Genomic DNA, 12,154 nt, shown 5'->3' with positions numbered 1-12,154 from the left:
CGGCTGAAGACGCGAGCCTTGAGTCGGGATTTTCAATCCATACCGGATCAGTTATTTATCGTTCACTGCTCACTTTCGCGCATTCGACAGGCCCAGCGTTCGCTCCGTTTCGGCAATGAGCTGCTGTTTTTCGGATTCGCTTTTACCCTGCAAGTTGATCGTCCGCTCGAAAACGTGTTCTTCGCCGTCGAGCTTGTATTCGTACTTCATCTTCAGGCGGTTATTTTCGGGATCTTCGATGAGGGTTTTGGTATACGGCGTTCCGTCCGGTGCCACAATCACGTTTTTCGGCAAATGACTATCCTCGTTTTTCGACCGGTTTCCGGAGGACGTGCTGGTTCCCCGTGCAGCAACCGCCACTTCGCCCGATTCATAGCGCGTTGGTCGGACACCACCCCGGGGGGCCGTCGGCGGTTTGGGGGCGCGGGGCGGACTGACCACGACATGCACGCCCAGTGAATCCTGAATCGAGCTGATCAATGCTTCTTTTTCCTCCTTGCTCATCCCCATCGCATCGAATTCCTGATCGTAGTGAATGTTGCGGCTGGGCTGTTCAACGTCGATCTTTATACGCAACGTTTTGCCATTGTCATTGATGCTCCGGCTGATCGACGAGCGTTCCTGGGCGACAGCCGCGACGCTGATTCCGAAGAGTGCGAGGGTAATTGCTGTTTTCATGTGTTTACTGTTTTAGGGAGAGTAACCTGAATCCGCACAATTTCACAGGTTACCCGGGCGGTTCAGGGTGTTCATTCTGATTTTAAACTGTTAACCGGATTCATTAATGCGGCATTGATGGACTGAAACGACACGGTCAACACGGCAATCAGTATGACCAGACCACCCGCTGCTGCGAAGAGCCATCCTTCCAATCCGACACGGTACGCGAAATCCTGCAACCAGCGATCCAGCGCATACCAGGCAACCGGAGCAGCAATAAAAAAGGCAATGAGAACTAACTTGAGAAAATCTTTGGAGAGCAATAACACCACGTTAACGACGGATGCGCCCAAAATCTTGCGTATCCCAATCTCTTTTGTTCGTTGCCCCGTTGTAAAGGTAACAAAACCGAATAGTCCTAAACAAGAAACCAGGATGGTTAATGTGGCGAAACCGTTAAAAACTGTTGCCAACACCCGATCTTTATAATATTGGGCCTCAAACGATTGGTCCAGAAATGCATAATCGAACGGATAGAGCGGGTAATGTTGCTGCCAGATGGTTTTCACCACCGGCAACTGATCGGCCCTCAGGTTCAGCATGACGCTGCTGGCCGGAACGGTATTGTAAACCAGCACCAAAGGTTCGATCAGGTTGTGCAGGGAGCGATAATGGAAATTCTTCACGACGCCGACGACCTTCCCCTTGTGGCCAAATCCGTCGATCGTCTCCCCAATGCCGTTCTTCCAACCCGCCAGTTTAACAAACGCTTCGTTGACGATGAATCCACCTTTCAAATCGGCTTTCGATTGCGACGACAGGTTGCGCCCTGCTTTCAGCTTCATATTCAGTAAGGGTAAAAACTGGTCATCCACAAATAGAAAATTGCTCATAAGTTCCCGTTTTCGTCCATTGCTCCGGAACGTAGTGGAAGCCATGGGCAACAGGCCCGACGGCTGTAAACCGGAGCCCAGCGTCACCGCGCCGACTTCACTGCGGTTTTTCAGACTGTTGGCAAAGGCAGTGGCACCCGCCCGCGCCGTCGAGTCGTCGGGCAAGTGAACGCTCAGAATTCGGTCTTTCGAAAAACCCAGATCTTTGGTTTGCAGGAAATTCATTTGCCGGCGAATCACCAGAACCCCGGCAATCATGCCGACGGCCAGTACAAACTGAAAAACGATCACGGATTTTCGAAACCACGCTCCTTTTCCGTAGCTGCCAATCCGGCCTCTCAGCACCTCGACCGGGCGATAATCAGACAACACAAAAGCCGGGTATAAACCGCCTGCCAGCGTGATCAGGAGCCAGATAAAACCGATCAGCGGTACGGCTTCTGATAAGACGATTGACAGGCGGATTTGTAACAGTTCATTGAAAAAAGAAAGGGCAAAATACACCAGCACCACGGCAATACCGACCGAAAAACCGCTTAATAACAACGATTCCAGCAGAAACTGCCGGATTAGCTGACCGCGTTGTGCGCCGTTGGCCTTCCGAATTCCGACTTCTTTGGCGCGTTCGGTGGCTTTGGCCGTCAGCAGATTGATGTAGTTCAGCAGCGCAATGGTCAGGACAAATACCGACAGAAAGGCGAACAGATACCCGTACTGCTTATTACCCTTGGGCGTATCGGCCATTTTGCCCTGGCTGTAATGGACGTCTTGCAACACCTCCGCCGGGAAGCTGAGCGAGTAGCCTTCCGCGCCCATTTTCTTCAGTTCGGGGTTAGCGTATTTATTCGCAAGCTGCGTCAGTTTTTTGCCAAAAACCGCCAGATTGGGTTCGTCCCGGAAAAGAACGTAGGTATAACACGGAAAATCATCTTCCACCCACGACCGGCTCCCGGTGAACACTTTGGACAGCAGGGCGCTCACGGGCAGATCGGTATTACTCGGCGCGTCGGCCATGACGCCGGTGACCTGAAAAAGTTGCTTGTTGAATTCGAGGGTTTTTCCCAGCACATCCGTCTTCCCGAAATACTTCTTCGCCAGCCGTTCGGTCAGAACCGCGCTGTTCGGATTTGCCAGCGCCGAAGCCGGATTTCCCGCCAGAAATGCATACGAGAACACCGAGAACACTTCGTTGTCGGCGTAATAGACATCCGGTTCTTTGAGCAGCTTATCCTCATGACGTATAACGGCATCAGTGGGCAGCAAACGCACGGCGGTTTCGACTTCCGGGTAATCGCGTTTCAGAGCTTCCGCCAGCGGAACCGGGCTGGACGCAATCGACAAAACCGACTCCGGCGTTTTCATATCGGTCGTTACGCGCACAATCCGGTGGGCGTTGGCGTGGTAGCCGTCATACGAAAACTCGTGGTCGACATACAGCGCCATCAGCAGACAGGCCGCCAGCCCGATGGCCAGCCCGCCGACGTTCAAACCGGTGTACAACTTGTTGCGCCAGAGGTTGCGCAGGGCGATTTTGAGGTAGTTGCGAAGCATCGGATATTGTGTTAAGTTTGATTAAAACACGACGAATTATGTATTTCCCACCAGTAACTCCTCCACCGGTTGTCAACGAAGATTGGGGTGTTTGGGCACCCGCTGACCACCAGCGAATTATCTCCAAATTAACCGTCGGACTGGGCATTCTTTTTTACCGCGAAAATGCCATTCATCTGGAACCCTTACCTGAAGTCATGCTCGATGATAGCAAGGCAAGTCCCGTTCCCGATGTTTCGCTTGTTAACAATGAGACCGATGAAACAGAGATCATCATTGAAATCAGCAAAACACAAGGCGTCAAAGGTGATCTTCAAAAAGTGATTCAGCTCATTGACAACGATTTGTATGGCATTCGGGAAGGCTTTGTCTATGATTACAAAGCCCTGCGCTGGTTCCGGTATCGCCGGGGCGATGGTGGCCTCACTGAAAACTCCGCTTTCTCCGAAATCCTGCAAATCGACCTGAATAGCTTTTTGACAGGAACACGGATTTGACGGATTGAACGGATTTTTCATCCATTTTATCCGTCAAAATCCGTGTTCCTATTCCGCACGCAAACTCTTCACCGGATTCGCCAAAGCCGCTCTAATACTTTGGAAGGAAACCGTCACCAGCGCGACCAAAACCGCCAGACCACCCGCCAGCGCGAACATCCACCACGCCAGACTGATTTTATAAGCAAAATCCTGCAACCACTGATTCATGGCGTATCCCGCAATGGGGCTGGCAATGGCCATCGCGACGATCACTAATTTCAAAAAGTCTTTCGAAAGTAGCGCAACAATGCCAGCCACCGACGCGCCCAGCACTTTCCGAATGCCGATTTCCTTCGTCCGCTGAACGACGACCAACGACACCAGACCGTATAAACCGAGTCCGCAAATCAGGATGGCGATGCCGGCAAAGGTGTTGACCAGCCGAAAAATCAGGTTCTCGGTTTCGTAAAACTGCGCCAGTTGCTCGTCCAGAAATTCGTATTCAAAAACCGCATCGGGATAAATTTCCTCCCAAGCTTTTTGAATGCGCTGAACGGTTTGCTGCGGATTTTGCCCCGAAATCCGGATGCCCATCCGCTGATACATTTTAAAGTAACTGGCAATAAAACAGGGCGCTATTTCGTCGCGCAACGACCGCAGGTGAAAATCCTTTACCACACCTACAATGGGTAACGCAACCGGCGACAGGTAATACTGCATTTTGCGGCCCAGCACTTGCTGCGGATCACGGATGTTCAGCTTCCGCAGAAGTGTTTCGTTGATGAGGTATTCGCGAATCGTATCACTTTCGGACAGGTTACGGCCCGCAACAAGTTGTAAGCCATACGTTTTGAGGTAATCGGCATCGGCCAGTCGTTCCCGAATCGGAAAATCCGTCCATTCGGCCTTGTCGCCAAATTTGAACGAACCCCCGTTCATAATCAGCGCGGAGGGTGGGCGGTGACTGGCACTGATTGATTTGATTTCGGGGTATTGAAGCAACTCATTTTTAAACGTTTCCCGCGACGCTTTCTGCGGATTGGGCAGATTCACCACCACGACATTGTCTTTCGTAAAACCCACATCGGTCGTCTGGATGTAACGAACCTGGGTGGCCACCACCAGCGAACCGATGATCAAAGCTTGGCAAATGACAAATTGCAGGACAATTAACGACTGCCGCACGGAATAACTGCCGCCGGATTTGGCCGACAACTTCCCTTTCAAAGCCGCCCAGGGGCTGAAACCCGACAAAACCGCTGCGGGATAACCACCCGCCAGCAGAATGACAACCAGAATGAGTAACGCGATAAAACCAAGTGTCAAACCGTCCAGATGCAGCGACAAACCGATATTGACCCACTGGTTGAAAACCGGCAGACTCAGCACCGCCATCAGAAGGGCCAAACTGGTAGCGGCCAGCACGATCAGCGCGGTTTCGAGCAAAAACTGCCGAACCAGTTGCCCCCGTGTACTGCCGAGCGTTTTGCGAATACCGACTTCCTTGCCCCGCCGGAGTACCTGCGCCGTTGCCAGATTGACGAAATTGATGCAGGCTGTCAGCACCAGAAACAGACCCACCAGACCCAGCGACCAGAGCAGCGACGGGCGGATAGCAGTGGCACCACCCATAATGCGTCGAACATCGAAATGACTCTCCCGGAGCGGCTGGAAATGAAATTGAAGGACGTTAGAACCCAAATGTTTTTTGACCAGAGCGGGCATGGCGGCTTCCAGACTGCCAACCAGTTGGGGATCTTTCAACGTCACAAAAAGCCGGTAATTGCTATTGAGCCAGCTCCAATCCGCCTGATTGAAGTCCGGGCTGAACGCCTTGAGTGTTGCGAGGGAAATAAAAAAACGAATATCGGTGTCGGTCGTTTTTGGTGGATCAGCCAGAACGCCGGTCACTTTAGCGTCGATTCCGGATTTCAGATTCAGCATCTGGCCCATCGGGTCGGCATCACCGAAATACTTTTTAGCCCACGATTCGGTCAAAACCACACTACCGGGCTCGCGTAGGGCGGTTTTGGGGTTGCCGCGTAGCCATTGATAGTCCAGAATAGCAAACAATTCCGGTTCGACAAAAGCCGTTCCTTTGTGTTCCATAAACCGGACGGTTTTTCCGTTTTTCTGATAACTGACGGTCAGTTCACGGTTCATGATCAGAAAAGCCGCCTGTTCGACCTGCGAAAAATCCGTTCGCAACGCCTGCGCCATCGGCAGCGGGGCTTCGGGATAATACTCGACGGAACCGTCGTCGAGGTGCATGTCGGTCACGACCCGGAAAATGCGGTCAAATTTGGTGTGGTGCCGGTCGGTGCTGAGGTGGTAGCGAACGAAGAGAAAGATGAGCAGTCCGCCGGCCATCCCGACGGACAACCCGAGGATGTTGAGCAGCGTATAACTCCGCTGCGTGGTTAAATTCCGCCAGGCAATTTTGAAGTAGTTCTGTAACATAAGCCCCGTTGGCAAGCCGGATTTGGTCGCCCTAAAGGTACTTCCTATCCCCTTTCAACCATCGTTCTGCCTTATAAACAGCCTGTTAAAAAAAGTTAATGCCCCGATAACTCGTAGGTGCAGCAGGTGTTAAAATATCGAATGTTGAATGTTGAATAACGAAGTGATTGACCCGGCTTTCGTTATTCAACATTCGATATCCATCATTAATAACCTGTTTTTCAGCACCTTGCACCATTTTGTAGAAACCTAACAAACCGCCCTGCAACGGCACACGGCCCGACATGCCGGATCAATCACCGTACGGTTGCGGATAACCAATTAAATTAGGATCATTTATCTTATTTGTCCGACATAATCCTGGAGAATCCGGGTCGACAGTCACCGGTGAGTGACTGATTTTTAACCGGTTTTGACTTCGTTTTGACTTTTATTGTTCCAATATTTTATTATTTATATTCTATTCTTAACTTAACGTTTGAATTACGATCCTCGCCCCCACGCAGGCGTTTTTCAATGTAAATTCGGCAGGCAATTCATTTTACCAAATTAGGTCGCTGTAACAGGTAACAGGATGGTATTTTTCTTCTCTATTCTGTTGCAAATTGACGAAATAATTCGGGGAATAATTTTTCCTTTGCATAATTCAATTGTTTCAAACCATCTCTATTAATTATGATAAACAATTACTACAATCATTCGGGGTTCCCCCCAGTTTAATTCATTTCCCAATCCTTTTTGACTAGCGCCCCCGGTTTTATCAGACACCGGGGGTCTTAGTGACACCTATAGTCTTCTTGCTGTCCACGCTTCCCTACACGTGAAAAAGTATTGCCTGTTCAATCTTACCAACTCTATTACTTACTTAATCTAATCCGTCTTATGCGTATGAAAAAGTCTACTCATCGGGTGCCTCCAAAAAACAGGTATCTATTGGTACTTTATCTAATGATTGCTTCTGTCACCCTTTCTTTTGCTCAAAACTCAACCATAAAAGGGAAGGTGACCGGTGGACAGGGAGACGCACTGCCTGGCGTGAGTATTGTGGTCAAAGGCACCACGCAGGGAACCACAACGGCCTCGGACGGTACGTATTCGCTCAACGTTCCGAACAAAAATGCGACGCTGGTATTTTCATTCATTGGCTATGTAAGCCAGGAATTAGCCATCGGCGGCCGGTCGGTGATCGATGTGAAGCTGGCTGATGACATCAGCACCCTGAACGAAGTCGTGGTTGTGGGGTATGGTGAGCAAAAGAAAGAAACCATTACGGGCGCAGTTGCTACCGTGAAAGGGACGGATCTGGTGAAATCACCCGCCATGAACATGAGTAACTCCATTGCGGGACGGATGCCGGGCGTTATTGCCACCAACTCCAGTGGCGAACCGGGTTATGACGGTTCAGCCATCCGCATCCGGGGTTCCAACACGTTGGGAAACAACGACGCCCTGATCGTTATCGACGGTGTTCCGGCCCGGGCCGGGGGTTTCGACCGGATCAATCCACAGGATGTCGAAAGTATTTCCGTCCTGAAAGATGCCGCAGCAGCCATTTATGGATCACGCGCGGCAAACGGCGTTATTCTGGTGACGACCAAGCGGGGCAAAACCGGCAAACCGGAATTGTCCTATAGCTTCAACCAGGGTTTTTCGCAGGCGACGGTTATTCCCAAAATGGCAACAGCCGCTGAATATGCCGAATTAAACAACGAGATCAACGTGTATAACCTGCCTCCGCAGTACTGGAAAGGTGCTTCGGATGCCTTCAAAACCACGGGCAGCTTTACCCGCCCCGACAACGGAGCGATTGCCAAAGCCGCCTTCACGCCCGACGACATCAAGAAGTTTAACGATGGCTCCGATCCGTGGGGACACCCCAACACCGACTGGTTCGGCGAAGCGCTGAAAACCTGGGCTCCTCAGGTGAAGCACACGCTCCAGTTGATTGGCGGCAGTGAAAACATCAAATACCTGGTGTCGGCCAACTACCAGAATCAGGACGGTTACTACAAAAACTCCGCAACGGGTTACAAACAGTATGACTTCCGCATGAATCTGGACGCCAAAGTCAACAAGTACGTCAATACCGTCGTGGGTGTGGTCGGTCGTCAGGAAAACCGGTTTTTCCCAACGGTGGGTGCCGGTGCCATTTTCCGGATGCTGATGCGGGGTTATCCCAACAAACCGGCATTCTGGCCGAACGGGCTGCCCGCTCCAGACATTGAAAACGGTCAGCAACCCGTTCTGGTTACGACGGATGCCACCGGCTATGACCGGGATACGCGGTATTATGTGCAAAGCAATGCCACCGTCAACGTTACCAACCCCTGGATTCCGGGTCTGAAATTCAGCGGTAGTATCGCGTTGGACAAATACATTCAGCAAGGCAAGAGATGGCAGACGCCCTGGTACGTCTATAGCTGGGATTACACGTCGTACGATGCCAACAAGCAACCCATCCTGAACCGGGTGGCAAAAGGTCCCGCTCAGGCAGAACTTAATCAATACACGAACGACCAGTTCAACTCGCTGCTGTCGGGTATTTTGACCTACGATCGCGTCATTGGTAAGGACCACGGCATCACCCTGCTGGCGGGTATCACGAAAGAAGCGTCGAACTCGGCCGGTTTCTCCGGTTTCCGGCGGTATTTTGCCTCCACAGCCATCGATCAGTTGTTTGCTGGTGGTAGTGCCGAGAAAAACAGCAATACGACGGCTGCCTGGGAACGGGCGCGGATGAGCTACTTCGGTCGGGCTGGGTATAATTACAAAGAAAAATACCTCGCCGAATTCCTGTGGCGGTATGATGGTTCATACATGTTCCCGAAAGAAAGCCGTTGGGGTTTCTTCCCCGGTGTATCGGCGGGCTGGCGTATTTCGGAAGAAAATTTCTTCAAAAATGCCATTCCGGCCATCAATTCTCTGAAACTGCGGGCATCGTGGGGCCAGTTGGGGAACGATCAGGTCTATTTCAACAACACCTTGCGTGAATACGATTACCTGCCTACGTATGCCTACGGTGACGCTGTCAATGCCAACTGGGGTTACGTAACGGGTGGTCAGGTTGCCCAAACGCTGTATGAAAACGGTGTTCCGAACACGACGCTCACCTGGGAAGTGGCCAACAACGCCGACATTGGTCTGGAAGGGTCTGCCCTGAACGGGAAGATTTTCTTCGAGTTCGACGTGTTCCAGAACAAGCGGTCCAACATCCTGTGGCGCAAGAGTGCTTCCATTCCGCAAACGACGGGGATGACGCTGCCGGCCACCAACATCGGGAAAGTAACCAACAAAGGCTACGAATTCCGGGTGGGTTACAACGGACAGGCGGGTGAATTGCGCTACAGCGTGAGTGTGAACGGCGGGTATGCCAAAAACGAAATTACGTTCTGGGACGAAACCCCCGGAGCACCCGAATGGCAGCGTTCGACCGGCAAACCCATTCCGAGCAACGTCAACGATCCGAACCAGCAGAACGGTACACTGATGTACCAATACGACGGCATCTTCTCGACACAGGCCGAAATCGATCAGAACACGGTGGATTACAGTGGTGTAGGAGCCAGCTTGCTGCGCCCCGGCGACATGAGACTGAAAGACATCAACAATGATAAGAAAATCAACGGTGACGACCGCGTTCGGGCCGACCGCAACAACCAACCCCGGTTCCAGGGCGGTTTCAACGGAACGATGTCCTACAAAGGCTTCGACTTCAGCATCCTGGTGCAGGCTTCGGCGGGTGGTCAGATCTTCCTGCAAACCGAGTCAGGCACGATCGGTAACTTCCTGAAATGGAGCTACGATAACCGCTGGACGGTGGACAACCCGAGCACGGAACATCCCCGCATCGTTGACCGCAGCAACCAGTATTTCTCCAACGGTACGAGCTACTGGTTGAAAAAAACCGACTATATCCGTCTGAAGAACGTCGAAATCGGATATACGTTACCGTCTCTGGTTTCCAGCAAAGTGGGGCTGAACAACCTGCGGGTTTATGTAAACGGACTGAACCTGGCGACGTATGCACCAGCCATGAAAGGTCTGTTCGATCCGGAATCGACCAGCGGCAGCGCGCAGTACTATCCGCAGGCTCGGGTACTTAACGCCGGTTTATCAGTCAGTTTTTAACTAAATGCTCAATCATTCTATTATGAACCATATCGTAAAATGCCTGTCGTCCAGTTTACTCGTGGGGATGACGATGGTAGCTTGCAACAGCGATTTTCTGGATACCAAGCCCCTCGATAAAGTGTCGGGGGATGCGGTCTGGTCGGATCAGAACCTGTCCGAAGCCTTTGTGACGGACGTTTACAACGGGATTCGGGACGGTGTTCTGGACCAGATGAGTTTCGATTGCCAGACCGACAACGCCCTTTACAGCTTTGGAAAGCAGGATGTCAACGAAGCCAACGTAAGTCCATCGAACCTGGGAACGGTTAAAAACACGATGGAATGGAGTGCCATGTACTCCCGGATTCGGGCGGCCAACATTGCGCTGGCCAACCTGGCCAAGCCCAAGTTTGACAATGCCACAGTGGCCGATCGGATGAAAGGTGAAATGTATTTCATGCGGGGCTATTTTTACAACCAACTGCTTCGTTATTATGGGGCGGTTCCGCTGATCAAATCGCCTTACACGCTGGATAACCCCGATTTTACCATCGCCCGGAATACGTACGAAGAGTGTGTAAACTCCATCGTGAGTGACCTGGATTCGGCCGCTATTCTGCTGAAAGGGAAAACCCTGACCAGTGGCCGCGCCACGATGGGTGCCGCTATGGCCCTGAAAGCCCGGGTGTTGCTGTATGCCGCCAGTGATCTGCACGACATTCCGACGGCGAAAGCCAAGTCGACCGTCATCGCCGGTTTCAACAAACCTGAACTGCTGGGATACGTTAGTGGCGACCGGATTGCCCGCTGGACGAAAGCCCGGGATGCCGCCAAAGCCGTAATCGATCTGAACCAGTATGGCTATAAACTGAACCTGACGGCACCGGTTCCTGCGGCCGAAGGCCAGCAGAACTACGTCAACATGTATCTGTCGCGCAACGGTGGTGAAGCCGATGGCATCTTCCTCAAATACTACATCCGGGCTTCGTTCGACGACTGGGGTTCGTGGTATCCGCGTAACAACATGCCAAACGGTTATCACGGCTGGACATCGAGTCAACCCACGCAACAACTGGTGGATAACTACGAGATGATGGACGGTACGAGGTTTGACTGGAAAAACCCGGCCCACGCGGCAACACCTTACGAAAACCGCGATCCGCGTTTCTACGCATCCATCTTGTATGATGGTGCCCAATGGAAGCCCCGTACGCCCGATGGAGCCGGTATTGATCCGGCCGGACAGATTCAAATGGGTGAGTATGAAGTAGGTAGCTCGGCTGCTCCCACCAAATACTCCGGTTTGGATACCCGCAACAGCTCCATCGAAAACTGGAACGGAACCTGGACGGGCTACGCGATCCGCAAATTTATGGATCCAGACCCGACACTTGTCGATCAGAACATCCGCCAGGAAGTACCATCAATTCAAATCCGGTTTACGGAAGTGGTCTTAAACTACGTCGAAGCCTGTCTGGCCCTGGGTCAGGAAGCCGAAGCCAAAACCTGGCTCAACAAAGTCCGGTTCCGGGTGGGTATGCCCGCCATTACCGAAACCGGGGCGGCCCTCGTCACCCGGTATCAGAACGAACGGAACATCGAAATGCTGTTTGAAGATCAGCGGTTCTACGATGTCCGGCGCTGGATGATTGCCCCGACGGCATTGGGAAAACAAGCCCAGATCATTGTCATCACCGGCAAACTGAAACCCGGCAAAACCGTGACGACGTATAAATACAGCAAAGACAACTATACGTATTCCTACAGCGTTCAGGACCTGGGAACCGGCAAGGAAAACCGGAAGTGGGCCGACAAAATCTACTTCCTGCCGATCAGTCGGGATGAGATCAACCGGAACAAGCAATTGGTGCAAAATCCCGGCTATCAATAGCATTGAGCGCTTTTCACAAGTCGATATCCCTCTGAATATACCTGGTGCCAACGCATAACCATGCGTTGGCACCAGTTTTTTTGATATTCATTCCCGCTTTTGCCACCAAA

The 12,154-nt window shown here is 51.8% G+C and carries 7 protein-coding genes; 3 read left to right on the top strand and 4 right to left on the bottom strand.

Features of this window, described 5'->3' with window-relative positions:
- Positions 1-69: 69 nt before the first annotated feature.
- Together DUE52_RS30065 and DUE52_RS30060 are read right to left on the bottom strand one after the other, a co-directional pair.
- Positions 70-678, bottom strand: coding sequence for a hypothetical protein (locus DUE52_RS30065; RefSeq protein ID WP_114409847.1), 609 nt, complete (start codon positions 676-678; stop codon positions 70-72).
- Between the two features lie 71 nt (positions 679-749).
- Positions 750-3,104, bottom strand: coding sequence for an ABC transporter permease (locus DUE52_RS30060; protein WP_114409846.1), 2,355 nt, complete (start codon positions 3,102-3,104; stop codon positions 750-752).
- A 38-nt stretch (positions 3,105-3,142) separates the two neighbouring features.
- Between DUE52_RS30060 and DUE52_RS30055 the strand changes: the two genes are divergently transcribed.
- The gene (locus tag DUE52_RS30055) at positions 3,143-3,601 is read left to right on the top strand and encodes a PDDEXK family nuclease (protein ID WP_114409845.1); all 459 of its coding nucleotides are present in this window, start codon (positions 3,143-3,145) and stop codon (positions 3,599-3,601) included.
- 48 nt (positions 3,602-3,649) lie between these two features.
- Here the strand turns inward: DUE52_RS30055 and DUE52_RS30050 are convergent, their stop codons facing one another.
- Both DUE52_RS30050 and DUE52_RS30045 read right to left on the bottom strand, forming a co-directional pair.
- Positions 3,650-6,043, bottom strand: a complete 2,394-nt coding sequence (locus DUE52_RS30050) for an ABC transporter permease (RefSeq protein ID WP_114409844.1) — start codon at positions 6,041-6,043, stop codon at positions 3,650-3,652.
- An 85-nt stretch (positions 6,044-6,128) separates the two neighbouring features.
- Complete coding sequence (locus DUE52_RS30045) at positions 6,129-6,329, bottom strand: hypothetical protein (protein ID WP_114409843.1); 201 nt, start codon at positions 6,327-6,329, stop codon at positions 6,129-6,131.
- A 662-nt stretch (positions 6,330-6,991) separates the two neighbouring features.
- Here DUE52_RS30045 and DUE52_RS30040 point away from each other — a divergent pair.
- Both DUE52_RS30040 and DUE52_RS30035 read left to right on the top strand, forming a co-directional pair.
- The gene (locus DUE52_RS30040) at positions 6,992-10,171 is read left to right on the top strand and encodes a SusC/RagA family TonB-linked outer membrane protein (protein ID WP_229312361.1); all 3,180 of its coding nucleotides are present in this window, start codon (positions 6,992-6,994) and stop codon (positions 10,169-10,171) included.
- 22 nt (positions 10,172-10,193) lie between these two features.
- Positions 10,194-12,044 carry a RagB/SusD family nutrient uptake outer membrane protein gene (locus tag DUE52_RS30035; RefSeq protein ID WP_114409841.1) on the top strand — a complete coding sequence of 617 codons (1,851 nt, stop codon included), beginning with the start codon at positions 10,194-10,196 and terminating at the stop codon, positions 12,042-12,044.
- Positions 12,045-12,154 lie beyond the last annotated feature (110 nt).

The organism is Larkinella punicea, assembly GCF_003334855.1.
Taxonomy (GTDB): domain Bacteria; phylum Bacteroidota; class Bacteroidia; order Cytophagales; family Spirosomataceae; genus Larkinella; species Larkinella punicea.
This window is presented reverse-complemented; position numbering and strand designations above follow the sequence as displayed.